Source organism: Acinetobacter sp. WCHAc010034 (assembly GCF_001696615.3).
Classification (GTDB): Bacteria; Pseudomonadota; Gammaproteobacteria; order Pseudomonadales; family Moraxellaceae; genus Acinetobacter.
Genome location: NZ_CP032279.1, coordinates 3,565,366 through 3,585,193 on the forward strand (window position 1 = coordinate 3,565,366; position 19,828 = coordinate 3,585,193).

Genomic DNA, 19,828 nt, shown 5'->3' on the forward strand with positions numbered 1-19,828 from the left:
AAAGTTTGAGACAGTAATTTGTTTACACGCGGTGGATTGCTGCTGGCAGCAGCGGCAATACTTTTACAGATCGCTGTATATTTGCAGCCGCTTTTACCGGAGCAGTATCATATTGCTCCGGTCTGCATGTCTATTACGCACAATTTGCTGTCTATTTCCACTCATCATCAGCATGTGCAGGCTGCATCACTGCACAGCAGCCATGCAGAACACCGCGACTATCATCTGAATTTCCTCGATGGCTATAAGCTGTATCATCACGATGCAGATCACAATGAACACAATCACCAATGCCAGTACTGCACCGTTTACGGTGATTTAGTCATGCCTCCGGTTTTTGGCGTCGCAGAGGTTTTTGACCGCGTGCAGGTGCGCTTAATCGCCTTTGAGCAGGCGTTTAAGCATGTCTATTTTGCGCTGCAAAAGCTTTATCTTATGCCCCAGGGAAGGGCGCCTCCAGCTGCTTTGTTCTAAATGATTTTGCGGCCTTATGCCTGTGCATAAGGCCTTCAGAAAGTTTTAACAGAGACAGAATATGCATCAACTATTCATTTCCCACGCGATGGGGAAACAGACAGCCTATGCCTTGGATTTGGCCAGCAGGGCAGCGCGGGTTATCAAAATTCAACATACTTGCAGTTTTATGCAGGCTTATACTGTAAAAGCTTCAGTTCAAACAAATGCTGCTTCGCGCCTGGCGCAGCCGCAATCACCACTTTATAAAATGCTAAAGGTGATGTTATGAGTTTAGGTCTAACTGCACTGGAATTGGCGCGAATTCAATTCGCTTTTACCGTTTCGTTTCATATTATCTTTCCTTCAATTTCCATTGGCCTAGCCAGTTTTCTTGCTGTTTTAGAATGGCGCTGGCTGAGAACGGGCAACCCTGTTTTCCAAGACCTGTTTAAGTTCTGGGTCAAAATTTTTGCAGTCGCTTTTGGCATGGGCGTGGTTTCCGGTGTGGTCATGAGCTATCAGTTCGGCACCAACTGGAGCGAGTTCTCGCGCGTTGCCGGCAGCGTGACTGGCCCTTTGCTGGCCTATGAAGTGCTGAGCGCTTTCTTTCTGGAAGCTGGATTCCTCGGCATTATGCTGTTCGGTTGGGGGCGCGTGGGCAAGCATGCGCATTTCTTCGCAACGCTTATGGTGGCGGTCGGCACCTGTATTTCCATGTTCTGGATTTTATCCTCCAACAGCTGGATGCAGACTCCGCAAGGCTTCAGCATTGAAAACGGCATTATTGTGCCGCAGGACTGGTTTGCCATTGTATTTAACCCGTCGTTCCCGTACCGCTTGGCGCATATGGCCGCGGCTGCATTTCTGGTGTCCGCCTTGCTGGTTGCGGCGACAGCCGGCTGGCATTTGCTGAAAGGGCGCCGTGACGCTTTGGTGAAAACTTCATTTTCTATGGCACTGTGGATGATTTTGGCCTTGGCGCCGCTGCAGGCATTGATTGGCGACAACCACGGTTTAAATACCCTAAAGCATCAGCCTGCCAAACTGGCGGCCATTGAAGGCCACTGGGAAACCAATAAAGATGAAGGCATGCCTTTGTATTTATTCGGCATTCCAGATATGGAAGCTGAAGAAACCAAATATGCCATCGGCATTCCGAATCTCGGCAGCCTGATCATGACGCACAGCATGGACGGCGAAGTCAAAGGCCTGAAAGAGTTTGCGCCGGAAGACCGTCCAAATTCTCTGGTGGTGTTCTGGAGCTTCCGGATTATGGTGGGCATGGGCCTGCTGATGATTTTGCTGGCGGTCTCTGCGCTGTTTTTGCGCAAAGGCGGCAAGCTGTATGAAAACAAATGGCTGCACCGCTTTGCCTTTGCCATGGGGCCTTCAGGCTTTATCGCCTTGCTTGCCGGCTGGTTCACAACAGAAGTGGGCCGCCAGCCGTGGGTAGTTTATGGCGTTATGCGCACGGCCGATGGCCTGTCGCCGGTATCTGCCGAGCAGGTGGGCTTAACGTTAATCATTTTTGTTCTGGTGTACTGCGTTGTATTCGGCGTCGGCATTTACTACATGCTGAAACTGATGCACAAAGGCCCTGAATTCATTCATTCCGCGCCGCACAGCGAGGCGGAAGTCATTCAGGCATCGAACCGCCCGTTAAGCAGCATTGATGAAGACCTTGATGCGCCAAGCGCTCAGCAGCAGGAGAATGGCAAATGATTGATTTATCTTTAATCTGGATTGTAATTATTGCCATTGGCGTGCTGATTTATGTGGTGCTGGATGGCTTTGACTTAGGCATCGGCATTCTTTTTCCTTTCATTAAAGGCAAGGAAGAGCGCGATGTAATGATGAATACCGTTGCGCCGGTTTGGGACGGCAATGAAACCTGGATGGTGCTGGGCGGCGCATCGCTGTACGCGGCTTTTCCTCTGGTGTATTCAACCGTGCTGTCTGCGCTGTATTTTCCGATTATTTTAATGGTGGTTGCGCTGATTTTCCGCGGTGTAGCCTTTGAATTCCGCTTCAAGGCAAACAAGAGCCGGCACTGGTGGGACAAAGCCTTTATCGGCGGTTCCATTCTCGCCAGCTTTTTCCAAGGCATGATTTTAGGCGCCTATATTCAAGGCATTAAAACTGCCAATGGCGTATATGTAGGCGGCGGACTAGACTGGCTTAGCCCATTTACCATCTTTGTCGGCATTGGAGTTGTGGTGCTGTATGCGGCCTTAGGCTGCGGCTGGCTGATTTTCAAGACAGATCACGCGCTGCAAGACCGCATGTATCAGCTGATGCCGAAGATGATTATTGCCTTATTCATTATTTTCGGCTGTGTCAGTATTTATACGCCAATGGCGCATCCTGAAATCGCTACGCGCTGGTTCAGCCAGCCGCAGCTGATGTATTTCAGCCCGGTGCCGGTACTGGTGCTTCTATTTACCTATCTGGCTTTGCGCGCATGCAGGCAGCGCAAAGAGCTGAGCCCGTTTGTTTATACGCTGGCGCTGGTTTTCTTGGCCTATACCGGATTCATCATCAGCCTGTGGCCGTATGTCATTCCGCCATCGGTCACCATTTGGCAGGCGGCCGCGCCGCAAAGCAGCCAGCTGTTTGCGCTCATTGGCGCTTTGCTGCTGATCCCCGTTATTTTGATTTACACCGGCCTGTCTTATTGGGTATTCCGCGACAAAGTCCGGGTTGGCGATGACGGCTACCATTAAGCGAAAATGGAGAATGTGAATGAAGCTTTCAAAAACACAGTGGTTTATTGCGCTGTATTTGGGCGGCTTTTTGGCGCTGGCAGTTGTTGCCGGCGCATTCAGGCTGCTGATTCAGCTGGCTTATCCTTAAAATAAAGCGGGGATGAACTCAAATAATGCCGGCCAGCCCGCAAGCTGGCTGGCATTATGCTGAAAGTTTATGTGTTTTGATTGCTGAATGCTAAGCAAGATGTAGCAATCGGCTTTATGGCATATTCAGCAGGTTTTCAATAAAAATTAAGTAAATTCGAGTCCTTAGCAAATCATTTATGGCGCAATGCCGGTTCAAAAGCGGCGCGTTGCCTCAGCGCCTGCGCGCTTATCCTGCATTGGAAACAGCCCGCCTGCGGCAGCATTCCTGAAAATTTCTATAGTCCAGATCAAAAAATGTCTCTGAAATGCATTGATGCAGCCGATTTTTTTGCAGAAGAAAAGATGCCTTTAGTTTATATTCGCTAAAGCGGCTTCCAAAGTGAATTTTCACATCCTAAGGCAACTGGCCGAATCCGGCAGAAAATTCAGATCCTGTATAAAGCGGCGCTAATGCGGGATTTTTTGTGTGATGAATTTTAGCGTTAAGCCCAAGCGCTAAAGCGCAGTTTAATTGATTGATAAGAGCATGCGATGGAATTGATTTTTGCGGCGGCGCTGTGCAGCGTTGCTGTTTCTGTACTGTTGAAAATCTGCAAAGAAAAAGGCTTCAGCCCGCTGCAGATGATTGCGTGGAATTACGCGGCGGCCAGCATCTTATGCTATTTCTGGTTTAAGCCGGATCTGCAGCATATTTCGGCGCAGCATACGCCGTGGTGGCTTATTTTCGCCTTAGGCGCGCTGTTGCCGTCTATCTTTTTATGCCTGGTCAAGTCGCTGCAGACGGCAGGCATTTTAAAAACTGAAATTGCGCAGCGCTTATCTGTGGTGCTGTCATTGACTGCCGCCTATTTTATTTTTCAGGAACAGTTTAATCAGCTGAAAATCATCGGCATTGTGCTGGGCATGGGCAGCGTGCTGTGCATTCTGCTATCTAACTGTTCAGCGCAGGGCACCGCGGCCAAGCCGCAGGCTGGGCTGTATCTGGCCAGCGTTTGGATTGGCTATGCCTTGGTTGATATTTTGCTGAAATATACCACCGGGCTGGGGCTGCAGTTTTCGGTGGCGCTGAATCTGATGTTCATCTGCGCATTTGCGCTGTCTTTGGCTTATATCGCCATAAAAGAGCAAACCCTTGGCGCAGGCCGCAATATCATTGCCGGGCTGGGCCTCGGGGTATTGAATTTCGCCAATATTGCGCTGTATGTCAAAGCGCATATGCTGCTGAAAGATACGCCGGCTATTGTATTCGCCGGCATGAATATCTTAGTGGTGCTGTTTGGCGTGCTGGGCGGATTGGTTATTTTTAAGGAGAAGCTGAAAGCAGCCTCTGCTGCCGGTCTGGCCTTAGGCTTGCTTAGCGTGATGTGCCTGGCTTATGCCATGCAATAGGCCAAAACAGCCGGAAGAATGGATTTTCAAGCGCTGAATATTAAAAAGGCAGCTTAAATATTTGAGCTATTTAAGCTGCCTGTGCAGGATGGTGTTTTTAAGAAAATTAGCGGGAAAAGCGCTGCAGCGTATCTTGCAGATAGCTTTTTGCGACCTCTACAGGATATTTAAACAGGTCATAAGCTTCGATGGTGCCCTGCAATTGCCCTAAGTTTTGGCAATGCGGGCAAGCCGGATAATTTAAAAAAGCATCGGCATTGTACTTGTGCATATACACTGTTTTGCAGGCAGTGCATTCAAATTTCATAGGTAATTTAGGCGCAGCAGGCATGGCGGTAGACCAATGATGTTTTGCACAAAATATACGCGATTAATGTTTAAAAAATAAGTCCTGAAATGACAAAAAAGGGGAATATTTTCCCCTTTTATCGATTTTTTTTTTAAGATTAGAGCTTGGTGAAAACTTCTTCTTTGACTAAGCGCGATTTTGGCAGCTTGGCATTGAAGTCGCTTTCGCTGCGGTAGCCTAAAGTGAGAAGCACGGAAGGAATCAGCCCTTTTTCCGTTAAGCCCAGCTCTTCAGCAATAATGCCTTCATCAAAGCCGCCAATCGGCGTAGCGTCAACACCTTCAATGCCGGCCGCCAGCAGAACTTGGCCCAGCGCAATAAAGGTCTGATTTTCCGCCCAGCGCTGAATGTCGCCTTTTTCATTGCGGTAATAATCAACATAGCCGCTGCGGCTGTCTTTCTGGCCCTGTTTGGCTTGAGCATCTTTAAAGCGGCCGCTGGCTTCATCACGCTTGAGCAGGTTTTCAAGATGCTGCTCATTAATATCCGCTTTGGTGCAGAGCAAAATTGTATGTGAAGAATCTAGGACTTTAGGGGCATTGTAGGCATATTTGCCAACCAGCGCTTTGGCAATGCGCTCTTTGGCCGCTGCATGGTCTGCAATAAAGAAATGCCACGGCTGAATATTGATGGAAGAGGGTGTAAGGCGCAGAATTTCAAGCAAACGTTCAAACTGTTCCTGAGGAATCTTCTTGTCAGGGTCATACGCTTTCGTGGTGTAGCGGGTTTTAGAAACGTTTAGCAAATCCATGAATGCAGCCTCCGCGGTTAATTTAGGCCTATTTTACCCGATTCAGCGCAGGAATGGATGAGAATAATTTTCATCTTACTTAGCATGATGAATGCGGTCACAGGGCGGAGTGCTGTGCAAACCTTAACTAAAATTAAGCATTGATAGCTGAATTGAATGATGCAAGATGAAATCAATATTGGCGCTTTTTGCTGAAAGGCGTTTAATCGGGGGCAATATTCATCCTGCACGGAGCAAGCATATGACCGATTACCGCAATCACTTTAAACGCAGATTGAAAACCCGGCAGCAGATTGGCTTATGGGTTGGCCTTGCAGATGCCTACGGCACTGAAATTGCGGCCAATGCCGGCTATGACTGGCTACTTATTGACGGCGAGCATGCGCCCAGCGACCTCAGAACCACATTATCGCAGCTGCAAAGCATTGCGGCTTATCCATCGCAGGCGGTGGTGCGCCCGCCGATTGGCAGCGTGCAGCTGATTAAGCAGCTATTGGATATTGGCGCGCAGACGCTGCTGATTCCGATGGTGGAAACAGTCGAACAGGCGGAGCTGATGGTAAAAGCGGTGCGCTATCCGCCTGAGGGCATCCGCGGGGTGGGCGCTGCGCTGGCCCGCGCAACGCGCTGGAACAGCATTCCAGACTATTATGCATCGGCGCATGAAAATATCTGCCTGCTGATTCAGATTGAGTCGGTTGAAGGCTTGAAAAATTTAGATGAAATTCTGCTGGTGGATGGCATTGACGGCGTATTCATTGGCGCTGTGGATTTGTCTGCAACCATGGGCTATGAAGGCAATCCTAATCATCCAGAAGTGCAGAAAGCGGTGATCAATGCTATTCAGCGCATTCGCGCAGCCGGCAAGGCGGCGGGAATTCTGTCAACTCAGCATGAAGCTGCGCAAATGTATTTGGAGCTGGGCACGGAGTTTGTTGCGGTGGGCGTGGACACCAGTGTGCTGATGAACTCGCTGCGTGAGCTGCTGGCGAAGTATAAAAGCGACGCGGAAGCTGCGCCTAAAACAGCAGGCTACTGATTGAAATAGCGCGTTCAGCATTATTCCGCATTGCGGGTCAATTCACTGCGCTGCGGAATGATGCCTTAGCCTGAATCTTTAAATCAGCGCCGCTTTTTAAATCATTGCTTTCCCGCTAAATTGAGAAAATCAAAAGAAAATTCAACTTCCTGTCATATTTTTCCTATATGAGTTGCAGTAGTCTCTCCGCCGTTATTGGCAGCTGACGATTGCTGCGCTTTTAGCAGCGGCTGAGCCGAAATTTTCTAAAACCGCCGGTTTAAACCCCGAGTTATTGAATTTTAAGTGATTAGATTTATAGTGATGAACAGGGAATATTCAAATGATAAAAAAATCTTATATTAAGCATTGCGATTGGCGGTGAATCTGATGAAGTTTATGGAAAATCTGCACAGTGACAATTTCTTTGACAGTTTTTTAAGCCTGACGGCTGCCTTTATACTGGGGAGCTTAATCGGCTTTGAGCGCCAGTACCGGCAGCGCACGGCTGGGCTGCGGACCAATGTTCTGGTTGCTTTAGGCGCCGCAATTTTTGTGGATATTGCAATTACCTTGAACGGCGCCGATGGCGCAGTCCGTGTGATTGCCTATGTGGTGTCAGGCATCGGCTTTTTAGGCGCCGGCGTGATTATGCGGGAAGAAGGCAATATACAAGGGCTGAATACGGCTGCCACTTTGTGGTGCTCCGCTGCGGTTGGAGCCGCCGCCGGCGCTGATTTAATTATTGAAGCATTCCTTGCCGCAGGATTTATTTTAGCTGCCAACACGCTGCTTCGGCCCATTGGCCATGCAATTGACCGCTGGCCCTTAGATGATGATGCGGAAGTCCTCAATGTGATTTATATCATCTGCGGCCGGCAGTTCAGCAAAGAAGTCATGGATAAGCTGCATGAATTGCTGGCTTTATACAACTATCCGCCGCAGGATGTAGATGTCGAGCCTTTTGGCGAAGAAGATGTGGAAATTGCAGCAGCCTTAATAGCAACCTCAATTGATTCCATCCATACCAAGGAAATCATTCAGCTGCTGAATGATATGCCCGAAGTCAGGCATGCCTATTGGGATAAAAACAGCATGGCCTGATGCGCTTGCAGCTCAGGCTAGTAGCGCCAGGTTTTTAAGGCGCATCCGGACACTGAAGCATTTTCTGAGATTTCTAAAATCTGCGCTTCATGCTCGCGCCAGTCGCCAAGGACAATTCTCGGTTTGCCGCTTACGTCATGAATTTGCGGGCGGTGCGTATGGCCATGAATCAGCGCATCTGCGTCCTGCAGGGCTGTTTCAACGGCCTGCTGATTGACATCCATAACGTCATAGCTTTTGAGCTGATTGGCTTCACGGCTTTTTTTGCGGAAGCCGCTGGCAAGCTTCTGGCGGAAGCTGAGAGGGGTTTTCTTTAGCAGGCCCAAAAGCAGCGGATTGCGGATCACTTTACGGAATTTTTGATAGGAAACATCATCGGTGCAGAGCAGGTCGCCGTGTTCAAGGCGGATCTTTAAGTTGGCAATGCTTAAGGTTTCAATATCGCTTAGCAATACGCCATTGAATTTTTGTAAGAATTTTTGACCAAGGGCAAAGTCGCGGTTGCCCGATAAAAAGTAAACCTGGCTGCCGGCATCTGTAAACTGCTTTAATGCGCTGATCACTTCATCCAGCCAAGGGGCGGAGTAGTCATCGCCAATCCAGGCATTGAACCAGTCACCTAAAATATACAGCTGGGTATTTTGGTCTTGATAATGGCGCAATAAATCTAAAAACCCCCGGACGAGCCGAGGGTGATCTGGTGACAAATGTAAATCAGCGATAAACAGATAGGTCACGTATTTTTCCTATTTGGTAATCCCTCCCGGCCTTCCTTTAAAAAAGGAAGGAAAGTCCCTCTTTTATAAAGAGGGATTTAGGGAGATTTACTCAGAAATGATTTTAGCAGATTCAATCACAACGTTTTCTAGCGGAACGTCAGCGTGGTAGCCGCGGTTGCCGGTACGGACGCCTTTAATTTCGTTTACAACGTCTAGGCCTTCAGTAACTTTGCCGAATACAGCGTAGCCCCAGCCTTGCGCGGTTTTGCCAGAGTGGTTCAGGAATGCGTTGTTGCCAACGTTAATGAAGAACTGAGCAGATGCAGAATGCGGTGCTTGAGTACGCGCCATTGCAATGGTACCTAAATCATTTTTTAAGCCGTTGTCTGCTTCATTTTCAATCGCATCACGCGTTGCTTTTTCTTTGAAGTTTTCATCCATGCCGCCGCCTTGGATCATGAAGCCATCAATCACGCGGTGGAAAATTACGCCGTCATAGAAACCGTCACGTACGTATTCTAAGAAGTTGGCAACAGTAACTGGCGCTTTTTCACTGTTAAGTTCAAGAACAATACGACCTTTATTGGTGTTTAATTCGACTTGAGGAAAACTCATTGTGTAATCTCCTAAACATGGACAGCAAAGCCATGGGTTTTTTGGTTGTGAGAAGCATAAGCAAACTGTAAACTACAAGGCAAGCAAAAACGTTATTTTCTTTGTTAAAAAGGTCAAATAGCGTTTAAAGGGCTGTTAATTATTCATAATCCAACAGCGTTCTAAGCTAAAATTAAGCCGCTTAGACAAGCCCGATTTATCCTGAATTTTTTGCATAAAAGTGATTTTAGAACTATGAAGCCGAATGATGTTGTTTCAACACTGCCTAAAAACCCGACACCAAGTAACAATGCCTCTGTCGATGCTGCGCAGCAAGAACAACAGCCGGGCTTAGACTTTGTGCGCCAAGTCATTACTGACGACTTGGCGGCTGGCCGCACTGCAAAAGTGGTGACGCGTTTCCCGCCGGAGCCGAATGGCTATCTGCATATTGGCCACGTCAAGGCAATCTGCCTGAACTTCGGCATCGCCAATGAATTTGACGGTTTATGCAACCTGCGTTTTGATGATACAAACCCGGATGCGGAAGAGCAGGAATATGTCGATGGCATTGCCAATGATGTGAAATGGCTGGGCTTTAACTGGAATGGCGAGCCGCGCTATGCATCCAGCTATTTTGACCAGCTGCATGCTTGGGCAATCCAATTGATCAAGCAGGGCGATGCTTATGTGGATTTGCAGACGCCTGAAGAAATCCGCCTGAACCGCGGCAACTTTATTGAGCCGGGCAAGAACTCGCCGCACCGCGATACCTCTATAGAAGAAAATCTTGCGCGTTTTGAAAAAATGAACAATGGCGGTTTTGGCGAAGGCGAGGCTGTGCTTCGGGCTAAAATTGATATGGCGTCTCCAAACGTGCATATGCGTGATCCGATCCTGTACCGCGTGCTGCATTCAGCGCACCATCAGACTGGTGATAAATGGAAGATGTACCCAATGTACGACTATGCGCATCCGCTGTCGGATGCCATTGAAGGCATTACGCATTCTTTATGTACGCTGGAATTTCAGGACCACCGTCCGTTTTATGACTGGGTGATTGAAAAAGTTCATTCGCCAGCCGTGCCGCGCCAGTACGAATCCAGCCGCTTGAATATTGATTACACCATTACCTCTAAGCGCAAACTGCGCAAATTGGTTGAAGGCAATCATGTCAATGGCTGGGATGATCCGCGCATGCCAACCGTAGTCGGCATGCGCCGCCGCGGTTTCACGCCTGAAGGCCTGCGTGATTTCTGCAAGCGTGTTGGCGTATCCAAATCTGACGGCATTGTTGATGTAGCGATGCTGGAATACTGCATCCGCCAGTCATTGGAAAATACCGCTGCCCGCGGCATGGCTGTGCTGAATCCGCTGAAAGTGACGTTAACCAATTTGCCTGAAGCGATGGATCTGGCGCATGCGCGCCATCCAAACGTAGACATGGGCGAACGCATTATTCCTTTAACATCTGAAATTTACATCGACCGCAAGGACTTTGAAGAAGTCGCGCCGAAGGGCTTTAAGCGCCTGATTCCGGATGGCGAAGTGCGCCTGCGCCATGCTTATGTGATTAAGTGCGATGAAGTGATTAAAGATGAAAACGGCGAAGTGGTTGAACTGAAATGCTCAATTGACCCTGAAACTTTAGGCAAGAACCCTGAAGGCCGTAAAGTTAAAGGCGTAATTCACTGGGTATCTGCGGAAAAAGGCATTGCTGCTGAAGTGCGCATTTACGACCGCTTATTCACTGAATCTGACCCGGAAGTGGGCGATGACTTCCTGGCGAACTTGAACCCTGAATCATTGCAGGTCGTTCAGGCGGTCATTGAGCCGGCCTTGGCGCAAGCGCAGCCGGAAGACCGCTTCCAGTTTGAGCGTGAAGGCTACTTTGTTGCAGACCAGTACGACCATACTGTAGAAAAGCCGGTGTTCAACCGCATTTTAGACTTGAAAGACAGCTTTAAGCCGGGCAAATAAAGCCGGCTGCAGCATTGCCTGCTCAATTCAGCAAAATATTGGCATTCAAGCCGAATGCCGTTATGCTGAATTGGGCGCTGAAAGCCCAACTCCGGTTGGGCTTTTTTATGCATATCTAATAAGGACTTGCCGTGATTATTCGAGATAAAACCAATAGCTTTGCGCTGCTGTTTGCCTGGCACGGCACTATTCTGCCTAAAGTCTTTCCCGCGCTGATGGTTGTGGTGCTGATTTCAGCGGCGTTGGTGTATATGGCTGCGCGCCACTATGTTTCGGTGCCGGAAGTGCCTGCGATAGGCTTTACCATTTTCGGGGTAATTCTGTCGATTTTCCTGAGCTTCAGGAACACGGCCTGCTATGACCGCTGGTGGGAAGGGCGCAAGCTGTGGGGCGCTTTAATTGCGGATACGCGGCATATCATCCGCGATACGCATGTGCTGGAGGCTGAAGCGCGCCAAGTGATGATGTACCGTGTGATGCTGTTTACGCATCTGCTGCGCGACCGCCTGCGCAAGAAAGCCTATCCTTTTGATCAGTACCGGCCGCATGTGCAGCTGACGGAACAGCAGTGGCAGACTTTGCCGGGGCATATGAATGCGCCGCAGTACCTGCTGGAAATTGTGCAGAAAGATTTGGCCGGCCTGTATAAGCAGGGCCAGATCACTGACATTATCTACAGCGCATTGACCAAGCACACCGTTGCGCTTGGCGATATTCATGCCGGCTGTGACCGGATTTCCTCTACGCCGCTGCCATTTTCCTATTCGGTGCTGCTGCACCGCGCCGTGTATTCATTCTGCTTTATTTTGCCGTTCAGCTTGGCGTCCAGCCTGGGCATTTGGACACCGGTGATTGTCGCGCTGATTGCCTACCTGTTCCTAGGCCTGGATGCGCTCAGCGCAGAACTGGAAGAACCGTTTGGCGTGCAGGAAAATGATTTGGCCTTAGATTCGATTGTGCGCAATATTGAGCGCGAAATGCTGTGCTCTTTGGGCGCGGAATTGCCGCCGGTGATTGCTGCGCATAAAGGCAACCTTCTCTAGGTCTGAGGCCGAACTTAGCGTCAAAAGCAAGTGCCTGCACAGCAAGCCGCGCTAGCCTGTTTTTAGCAATCAGGAGGGGTTTTTGGTGTCCTGCTCACTGAACAGCGGATAGCCGGCCAGGCGCTGCTTGGCTTTATCCCGGAGTTTCTTTTTAATATACAGGGCCAAAGCAAAGCTGGTGGTGGTCACGGTGAGAAAGATGCTGCTCATGAAGCTCATCATTGAGCTGATATAGCCGATGGTCGTTAAGCGGTTCATCATGCGGAAGACCTGCGGGCTGCTTTCAACGCCGGTAATTGCCCATGTGCATAAATGCTCGCAATTATTGATAATCAGATGATAGTTGTTTTCATGCATGCGGGAACGCATGCGCCGCACAGCCTTGCGCCCGGTAAATTTAGGCGATGCGTAATGCTGGATGATGAATTTTTTGCCGCGGCAGAAATTCTGCAAAGAGGTGATTTCAATCGGGTGCTTTTTAAAGAGGTGAGCAAATCCGGAGTAATGAATTACTCTGCCTCGTCCTGCATAAATTCCATGATGGCTATAAGCAAAATGCTTAATGATTAAATGCGCCCCTAAAGGAATCCGTGGTCTCTGCTGCTGCATGTATACGTTAACCAATAAAGTTACAAATGTATTTTTATCGCCTATTGTACCGCTTTTCTGTGAATTAATCGACTGTTTGGCCGGCGCCGCTGCGGTGATCTATGCAAAGCCTGCCGCCCATCCTTGTGCAGCACCATTGTAAAGCAGTATTTAAGACTGGCTCAGGACGCCGTGTGTGGGCAGCAAAAGGCTTTTGCCGGTTTTTATGAGCGGTGAGTTTTTCCAAAGCAGGGCTTTGCCTGTGCAAAGCGCATTCAAACTTTTCAAGGAAAAATGGGTGCAGTGCAAGCGCTAAAGCTTAAGCGCATAAATTTTCTGCCTTTCGGCTGAAATGCTGCATGCAGTGTTCAGCGTTCCGCCATATTCAGGAATGCGCTTTGCATTGTGCAGGCCTTAATGGCTTCTTCCTTAGAGAGGCCTTTAATATTGTCTTCAAACTCTTTTTTATGGATTTTAATCTGATCATCCGGCATGCCCATCTTCTTCGACAGCTTTTCCATTTTCTCCCAAGATTCCGTGCATTCTTTGGGAACTTGGCTGCAGGCGCTTAATGTGAATGCAAAGATGAATGCTGCCCCTGAAGTTAATAAAATTTTATTCATTTTCTTGCCTTTAATTATTGAATAATGATGCTGAGGTTTTGATTGATCTTCAGCATAGCGGAAATGTGGCTGCTTAAAAATATAAAATACTGTTTTTATTATAAAAAAAGGCATTCAGTTATCTGGATGCCTTTTTATCTGCTATTGAAGCGGTAAATGCTGAAGTTCATTCAGCTCTTTGCGGCTGTAGCCCCGGGATGCGAGCACTTTTTTAATGCCGATAATGACATCTTCATCCGTCGCCTTCGCCAGCGCTTGGAGAAGCTGTTCATTGGTTTTACAAGAGCAATCATTTTCAACGCAAGCAACTTGGTTTTTATGCTCATTTTCCTGTTCATTTGAGAACAGCTTTTGCCAAAAACTCATAGAGTCTTCATCTGCAGCCTAACATAGAACGAAATATAACCAAACTGTTAAATAATGCAAGCCTGCGAAAGTGATAAAAGCATCAATCAGACTCTAATTTTTCCGATTGAATAGATGCTGACCAATGGAATAATGTGCATTTTCAGAGTTTGCAAAACCGAAGCTGTTTGTTTTCAATGACTCAGCTCAGGCTAAATAAAAAGAGCCCTGTTAGGACTCTTTTCAGAATAGGATAAATGACTGGAAAGAACTGAATTAAATCTTTTCCAGCAGCACGCCTGATTCGACATGATGGGTGTAAGGGAACTGGTCGAACAGGGCAAACCGGGTAATTTTATGCGTTTGCGCCAAGGTCTTTAAGTTGTCATGCAGGGTATCCGGGTTGCATGAAATATAGATAATGCGCTGGAAGCGCTGCAGCAGCTTCAGTGTTTCATCGTCAATGCCGGCGCGCGGCGGATCGACAAAAACGGTGTCGAAGTCATAGCCGGCAAGATCAATTCCTGCTTCCTGCAGGCGGCGGAATTCGCGTTCGCCATTATAGGCCTGAGTAAACTCTTCCGCAGACAGGCGCGCAACCTGAATGTTGTCAATGCCGTTCTGCTCAATATTCCACTGCGCAGCATAGACCGAAGATTTGGCTAATTCGGTTGCCAGCACGCGCTTGAAGCGGGTAGACAATGGCAGAGTGAAGTTGCCGTTGCCACAGTAAAGCTCCAGCAAGTCTTTATCTGACTGCTGCGCTGCATTGCATGCCCATTCCAGCATTTTTTGGCAGACTTTCGCGTTTGGCTGGGTAAAGCTGCTTTCAATCTGCTTGTATTTATAGGTGCGGTCAAAGACTTGCAGTTCTTCCACCACATAATCATCGGTTAAAATCAGCTTCTGGCCGCGGCTGCGTCCATAAATCTTAATATTCAGCTGTTCTGACAGCGCTTTGGCTGCAGTTTCCCATGCCGCATCCAGCGGGCAACGGTACACCAGTGAAACCAGAATTTCGCCTTTTAAGGTTGCAAGGAAATGCACTTCAAATAGGCGCTTAGACAATGCAGGATCGGCCTTCAATGCATCTAAAAGCTTAGGCATTAAGGCATTAATGCTTTGGTCTGCAATCGGAAATTCATCAATGCGGACAACTTGCTTCTGCTGCTCTTCATTGCGTTCAAACATGGCATAAAACATATCATTTTCAGTATGCCAAATCCGGAATTCTGCACGCATGCGGAAGTTCTGCTCAGCTGAAGCAAACACTTCTAAAGCCGGCGGGCTGTATTCGGCAAATTGGGAGGTGATGCGCGCAGTTTTGGCATCAAGCTGCTGCTGATAGGATGAAGTCATATGCAGTAAAAATCGCAATAATTTTAAAAAGCTGATGGTAGCAAAATTTTGCTGATATGCCTAAAAATATTGTGATGCAAAGCCATTCATCTGCGGCTGCTCAGGCGTGCATTGCGCAATCCTGACGGCGCAAATGCGGCTTTGCGCCGGCGCCATAAAAAAAGCCAAATCTTCAATGACCAGACTGAAGATTTGGCAGGATGGGAGAGCGTATTTCTTCTTCTTTTAATTCGCCTAGTTCATGGTCATCAGGCTGGCGTTTCCGCCGGCCGCTGCGGTATTGACGCTGATGGCGCGTTCAATCACAAAGCGTTCCAGCGGAATATCGGCCTCGCCCGGGTTCAGGTGGGTAATGCCGACAATCGCGCCGTTTCTGCGCGCAATCTGCGTCTGCAACTGCAGCAGCTCAGCCGATGAACCATGATGCAGCACAGCTTCATAGTAGCCCTGATTCAAGTCAGCAATCACTTTGAACTGCTGCGCGATTTCCTTAGGCATGCTTGGCAGGTATTTCAGCGCAAAAGTATTTTCGGCTAAAACGCTTGGCTGGCTGCCGGCTGCAAATATTGCCAGCAGCTGGTGAATCTGGTCAGCTTCCTGTTCCGCCAGCGACAGCACGCTGTGGCGCGGCAGAATGGCGTACTGGTTGTTTTCACCGGTCGGGCCCTGCAGTTCAAAATGCTGTCCAACGGCAATCGGTTTTGGCAGGCTCAGCGCCAGCTGCGGGAAGGTCTGCTTGACCCAGGCTAGGAAGCGGTCAAAAACCGGATTCGCTACCGCTGCCGTCATGGCTTTGGCTGCAAAAGGCGCTGCCAGTTTTTTCTGCGCGCATTCATGCATCAGGCGGTATGCGTACAGCGGGCCGCCCGCTTTAGGGCCGGTGCCGGACAGGCCTTCGCCGCCAAAAGGCTGCACGCCGACAACTGCGCCGACAATGTTGCGGTTAATGTACAGGTTGCCGACTTTTGCATGCGCAATGACTTTTTGAATGGTTTCATCAATGCGGGTATGCAGGCCCATGGTTAAGCCGTAGCCTTTGTCATTGATGCGCTGCAGCAGCTGCTCCAGTTCGCCGTATTTGTAAACAATCATATGCAGCACTGGGCCAAAGACTTCACGCTCCAGATCATCCAGATTCGGCAGTTCAATCAGCGTCGGCGGAATAAAGGTGCCGCCGGCCAAGGCCTGCGCATCTGCATTGCGCATCAGCTGATGCACCGGATAGCCTTTGCTGCGCATTTTATCAATATGGTTCTGAATGTTCAGCTGCGCTTCCTGATCAATCACCGGGCCGATGTCTGTCTGCAGCAAGGCCGGGTTGCCGACGCGCAGCTGCTGCATTGCGCCTTTAAGCATGGTGCGCACAGCTTCCGCATTGTCTTCCTGCACGCAGAGGATGCGCAGGGCGGAGCAGCGCTGTCCGGCGCTGTCATAGGCCGAGCTGACGACATCTAAAATAACCTGTTCGGTCAGGGCGGATGAATCCACAATCATGGCGTTCTGGCCGCCGGTTTCAGCAATCAGCGGAATGCTTTGGCCATGCTGGTTCAGGCGCTGCGCTGCAGTCTTCTGCAGAATGCGGGCAACTTCGGTTGAACCGGTAAACATGATGCCTTGAATGCGCGGATCTGCGCTGAGCTGCGCGCCGACGGTTTCACCGCGGCCGGGAATCAGCTGCACCGCGGCCTGCGGCACGCCGGCTTGCCATAAGATGCGGACGGCTTCAGCGGCAATCAGCGGGGTCTGTTCGGCCGGCTTGGCAATTACGGTATTGCCCGTAACCAGCGCAGCCGCAACCTGTCCGCTGAAGATTGCCAGCGGGAAGTTCCACGGGCTGATGCACAGCACGGTGCCCAAAGGCTGAATAGCGGCATCTGCGCTCAAGTCCTGCATTTGCGCTGCATAATAGCGCAGGAAGTCTACCGCTTCGCGCACTTCCGCAATGGCATTGGCATAGGTCTTGCCGCTTTCGCGCGACAGCAGAATCATCAGTTCCTGCAGGCGCGATTCCATTAAATCGGCAGCGCGGTTAAGGCATTCGGCGCGCTGATGGTGATGCATGGCTGTCCAGTCCGCCTGCGCATGCAGGGCATGCTCCAGGGCCAGATTCACCTGCTTGCTGTCAGCTTCATGCACATAGCCGACAGTATCCTGATGGATGGCCGGGTTTTGAATGGCAATCGGCGCGTTATCCGGCAGTTCATCAAAAGCCGGGCCCATTGGGGCTGCCTGCCATTGCTTGCCTGCCAGCTGCTGCGCTGTCTGGTTGAGCGCGCTGAGTTCTGCGTCATTGGCCAGATCCAGTCCGGATGAATTGCGGCGCTGTTTGCCGTACAGGTCTGCCGGGAAAGGAATGGACGGGTGCTTGGCGCCAACCTGCTGTTCCAGCTTGGCTGCCTGCAGAATCGTTTGACGCGGCTCTTCAATCAGATCGTCAATTTTCAGGCTTTTATCGGCAATGCGGTTGACAAAAGAAGTGTTGGCGCCATTTTCCAGCAGGCGGCGCACCAAATAGGCCAGCAGGGTTTCATGGTTGCCGACCGGGGCATAGATGCGGCACGGAACGCCAAGCTTGCTGTCCAGGCGCTCGCCCACAACTTTTTCATACAGCGGTTCGCCCATGCCGTGCAGGCACTGGAATTCGTACTGGCCGGCATAATAGTGCTCAGGCTGCGCCAAATGGTAAATAGTCGCCACTGTCTGCGCATTGTGCGTTGCGAACTGCGGATAAATCTGTTCAGGCGCCGCTAAAAGCTTTTTCGCGCAGGCGATATAGGACAGGTCGGTATGCACTTTGCGGGTGAACACCGGATAGTCGCTCATGCCTTCAATTTGCGCTTTTTTAATTTCGCTGTCCCAGTATGCGCCTTTGACGAGGCGGATCATCAGGCGCTTATTGCTGCGCTTGGCCAAGTCCACAACATAGTCGACCACATAGAAGCAGCGCTTCTGGTAGGCTTGAATCACGAAGCCGATGCCTTTCCAGTCTGCCAGCGCAGGCTCAAAGCACAGCCGTTCCAAAAGCTCTAGAGAAATTTCCAGGCGCTCAGATTCTTCGGCGTCAATGTTGAGGCCGATATTGTAATTTTTGGCTAAAACCGCCAGCTGCAGCACTTTGCCGTACAGCTCATCATGCACGCGGTCAATCTGCGCGCGCTGGTAGCGCGGGTGCAGGGCTGAAAGCTTGATGGAAATGCCCGGGCCATTATAGACATCTTTGCCTGCAGAGGCTTTGCCGATCGCGTGAATGGCATTTTCATAGTCATCAAAATAGCGGTCTGCATCGCGTTCGGTGAGGGCTGCTTCGCCTAGCATGTCATATGAATATTGGAAGCCTTTTTCTTCTAAAGACTCCGCATGCTGCAGCGCTTCTTCAATGGTTTCGCCGGTAACGAACTGTTCGCCCATCATGCGCATGGCGGTATCGACCGCTTTGCGGATAATGCCGCGGCCGCTGCGCGCCAGCAGGCCGGTCAGCAGGCTGGACAGGCTTTTCTGCTGCGGGGTTTCCATCAGCATGCCGGTCAGCATCAAGCCCCAAGCTGCCGCATTGACAAACATCAGGCTGCTTTGGCCGACATGGTCTTTCCAGTTGCCTTGATTGATTTTGTCGCGGATCAGCAGGTCGCGCGTGGCTTTGTCCGGAATGCGCAGCAGCGCTTCGGCTAAGCACATCAGGGCAATGCCTTCCTGAGAAGACAGCGAGAATTCCTGCAATAGGCCTTGGACTAGGCCGGCTTTGCCTGCGGAACTTTTCCGCTCGCGCAGTGAGTGCGCAAGGTCAAACGCCAGCTTGTAAATTTGGCTGTTAAGGCTGTCCGGTATTTCGCTGTGCTCAAGCAGATTTTCAACGCATTGGCTTTCCGCCCGGCGCCAGGCTGTATTCACCGCGCTTTCGTACTGGCTTTTTTCCTTAAACGCAGTAATGTATTCAAAATTCGGTTTCGCATCATCGAAATGCGTATCTGTATCCATCATATTCATGCCAACGTCCTGTGACGATAAATTTTAGTTGAGCGAATTGCCTCATATAATTTATGATTACAGAAAGGATGCAGAATAACTCACTATATTCTTGTTCATATTTAGAGAATAATTCAGATGATGGGCCCAATTCAGAGCTTAGACCGAACGGATTTCAAAATTCTGGAAATTCTGCAGAATGACGGCCGGATTTCCAATATCAAGCTGGCTGAAATGGTGAATCTGTCTGCAACAGCGGCTTTGGCGCGGGTGCAGAAACTGACCAAAGACGGCTTTATTTTAGGCTATGAAGCCAAGCTGAATGCGGAACTGCTGAATGCCAGCTTTGTGGTGTTTGTAGAGATCCTGCTGGATAAAACCACGCCCAATGTGCTGGAAGAGTTTTCCTATGCGGTGGTGCAGTATCCGGAGATTGTGGAATGCCACATGATTAGTGGCGGTTTTGATTTTGTGGTTAAAATCCGCTGCGCCAGCATGGAGGAATTCCGCAGGATTTCGGGACAGGTGCTGTGGCAGCTGCCGGGGGTGAAAGAAACCCGCAGCTATCCGGTGATGGAAGTGATTAAGGAAAGTTCCAAAATTAAACTGAAATCTCCGCCCAAGCCGAAACCGTAAAGCGCAGAGACATAAACAAGCAAGGGGCAGATTAATCTGCCCCTTGCTATTTTGCG

20 protein-coding genes are annotated in these 19,828 nt (G+C 49.7%); 11 read left to right on the forward strand and 9 right to left on the reverse strand.

Annotated features, from left to right (window positions below):
* Positions 1-18: 18 nt before the first annotated feature.
* The 6 genes from BEN74_RS18855 (at position 19) to BEN74_RS18880 (ending at position 4,700) form a co-directional block, all read left to right on the forward strand.
* Positions 19-474, forward strand: a complete 456-nt coding sequence (locus tag BEN74_RS18855; RefSeq protein ID WP_068908220.1) for a DUF2946 domain-containing protein — start codon at positions 19-21, stop codon at positions 472-474.
* A 61-nt stretch (positions 475-535) separates the two neighbouring features.
* On the forward strand, positions 536-745 hold the full coding sequence (locus BEN74_RS18860; RefSeq protein ID WP_162898212.1) for a hypothetical protein: 210 nt from the start codon (positions 536-538) through the stop codon (positions 743-745).
* A complete protein-coding gene (locus BEN74_RS18865; protein ID WP_068908227.1) occupies positions 742-2,178 on the forward strand; it encodes a cytochrome ubiquinol oxidase subunit I in 1,437 nt (478 codons plus the stop codon). The genes BEN74_RS18860 and BEN74_RS18865 overlap by 4 nt, the downstream gene beginning before the upstream one ends.
* The gene (gene cydB / locus BEN74_RS18870; RefSeq protein WP_068908228.1) at positions 2,175-3,179 is read left to right on the forward strand and encodes a cytochrome d ubiquinol oxidase subunit II; all 1,005 of its coding nucleotides are present in this window, start codon (positions 2,175-2,177) and stop codon (positions 3,177-3,179) included. Before BEN74_RS18865 ends, cydB begins: the two co-directional genes overlap by 4 nt.
* Before the next feature lie 19 nt (positions 3,180-3,198).
* Positions 3,199-3,309 carry a DUF2474 family protein gene (locus BEN74_RS18875; RefSeq protein ID WP_086374329.1) on the forward strand — a complete coding sequence of 37 codons (111 nt, stop codon included), beginning with the start codon at positions 3,199-3,201 and terminating at the stop codon, positions 3,307-3,309.
* A 533-nt stretch (positions 3,310-3,842) separates the two neighbouring features.
* Positions 3,843-4,700 (forward strand): DMT family transporter, encoded by an 858-nt coding sequence (locus BEN74_RS18880; protein WP_068908229.1) that lies wholly within the window; start codon positions 3,843-3,845, stop codon positions 4,698-4,700.
* Between the two features lie 106 nt (positions 4,701-4,806).
* Here the strand turns inward: BEN74_RS18880 and BEN74_RS18885 are convergent, their stop codons facing one another.
* Both BEN74_RS18885 and nfsB read right to left on the reverse strand, forming a co-directional pair.
* Positions 4,807-4,971: a hypothetical protein gene (locus BEN74_RS18885; protein ID WP_228200372.1), complete on the reverse strand. Its 165-nt coding sequence runs from the start codon at positions 4,969-4,971 to the stop codon at positions 4,807-4,809.
* A 175-nt stretch (positions 4,972-5,146) separates the two neighbouring features.
* Complete coding sequence (gene nfsB / locus BEN74_RS18890; protein WP_068908236.1) at positions 5,147-5,800, reverse strand: oxygen-insensitive NAD(P)H nitroreductase; 654 nt, start codon at positions 5,798-5,800, stop codon at positions 5,147-5,149.
* A gap of 241 nt (positions 5,801-6,041) precedes the next feature.
* On the opposite strand from nfsB, the gene hpaI reads away from it, so the two are divergent.
* Positions 6,042-6,839, forward strand: a complete 798-nt coding sequence (gene hpaI / locus BEN74_RS18895) for a 4-hydroxy-2-oxoheptanedioate aldolase (RefSeq protein WP_068908360.1) — start codon at positions 6,042-6,044, stop codon at positions 6,837-6,839.
* Positions 6,840-7,208: 369 nt separating this feature from the next.
* The gene (locus tag BEN74_RS18900) at positions 7,209-7,922 is read left to right on the forward strand and encodes an MgtC/SapB family protein (RefSeq protein ID WP_068908362.1); all 714 of its coding nucleotides are present in this window, start codon (positions 7,209-7,211) and stop codon (positions 7,920-7,922) included.
* A 17-nt stretch (positions 7,923-7,939) separates the two neighbouring features.
* Here BEN74_RS18900 and BEN74_RS18905 read toward each other — a convergent pair whose 3' ends face one another.
* Both BEN74_RS18905 and BEN74_RS18910 read right to left on the reverse strand, forming a co-directional pair.
* Positions 7,940-8,659 carry a UDP-2,3-diacylglucosamine diphosphatase gene (locus tag BEN74_RS18905; RefSeq protein WP_068908237.1) on the reverse strand — a complete coding sequence of 240 codons (720 nt, stop codon included), beginning with the start codon at positions 8,657-8,659 and terminating at the stop codon, positions 7,940-7,942.
* Positions 8,660-8,746: 87 nt separating this feature from the next.
* Positions 8,747-9,256, reverse strand: coding sequence for a peptidylprolyl isomerase (locus BEN74_RS18910; RefSeq protein ID WP_068908239.1), 510 nt, complete (start codon positions 9,254-9,256; stop codon positions 8,747-8,749).
* Between the two features lie 234 nt (positions 9,257-9,490).
* Between BEN74_RS18910 and BEN74_RS18915 the strand changes: the two genes are divergently transcribed.
* Together BEN74_RS18915 and BEN74_RS18920 are read left to right on the forward strand one after the other, a co-directional pair.
* Complete coding sequence (locus tag BEN74_RS18915) at positions 9,491-11,215, forward strand: glutamine--tRNA ligase/YqeY domain fusion protein (protein ID WP_068908241.1); 1,725 nt, start codon at positions 9,491-9,493, stop codon at positions 11,213-11,215.
* A 131-nt stretch (positions 11,216-11,346) separates the two neighbouring features.
* Entirely contained in the window at positions 11,347-12,258 is a 912-nt protein-coding gene (locus BEN74_RS18920) for a bestrophin family protein (RefSeq protein WP_068908244.1), read from the forward strand.
* A 69-nt stretch (positions 12,259-12,327) separates the two neighbouring features.
* On the opposite strand, the gene BEN74_RS18925 is transcribed toward BEN74_RS18920, so the two are convergent.
* The 5 genes from BEN74_RS18925 to putA all read right to left on the reverse strand — a co-directional run bounded on the left by BEN74_RS18925 (position 12,328) and on the right by putA (position 19,157).
* Complete coding sequence (locus tag BEN74_RS18925; RefSeq protein ID WP_068908246.1) at positions 12,328-12,867, reverse strand: lecithin retinol acyltransferase family protein; 540 nt, start codon at positions 12,865-12,867, stop codon at positions 12,328-12,330.
* A gap of 347 nt (positions 12,868-13,214) precedes the next feature.
* A complete protein-coding gene (locus BEN74_RS18930) occupies positions 13,215-13,469 on the reverse strand; it encodes a hypothetical protein (protein ID WP_068908364.1) in 255 nt (84 codons plus the stop codon).
* A gap of 141 nt (positions 13,470-13,610) precedes the next feature.
* A complete protein-coding gene (locus tag BEN74_RS18935) occupies positions 13,611-13,835 on the reverse strand; it encodes a hypothetical protein (protein WP_068908248.1) in 225 nt (74 codons plus the stop codon).
* 255 nt (positions 13,836-14,090) lie between these two features.
* Entirely contained in the window at positions 14,091-15,173 is a 1,083-nt protein-coding gene (trmA, locus tag BEN74_RS18940) for a tRNA (uridine(54)-C5)-methyltransferase TrmA (RefSeq protein ID WP_068908250.1), read from the reverse strand.
* A gap of 234 nt (positions 15,174-15,407) precedes the next feature.
* Positions 15,408-19,157 carry a trifunctional transcriptional regulator/proline dehydrogenase/L-glutamate gamma-semialdehyde dehydrogenase gene (gene putA / locus BEN74_RS18945; RefSeq protein WP_068908252.1) on the reverse strand — a complete coding sequence of 1,250 codons (3,750 nt, stop codon included), beginning with the start codon at positions 19,155-19,157 and terminating at the stop codon, positions 15,408-15,410.
* Positions 19,158-19,274: 117 nt separating this feature from the next.
* On the opposite strand from putA, the gene BEN74_RS18950 reads away from it, so the two are divergent.
* Positions 19,275-19,772, forward strand: a complete 498-nt coding sequence (locus BEN74_RS18950; RefSeq protein ID WP_068908254.1) for an Lrp/AsnC ligand binding domain-containing protein — start codon at positions 19,275-19,277, stop codon at positions 19,770-19,772.
* Positions 19,773-19,828 lie beyond the last annotated feature (56 nt).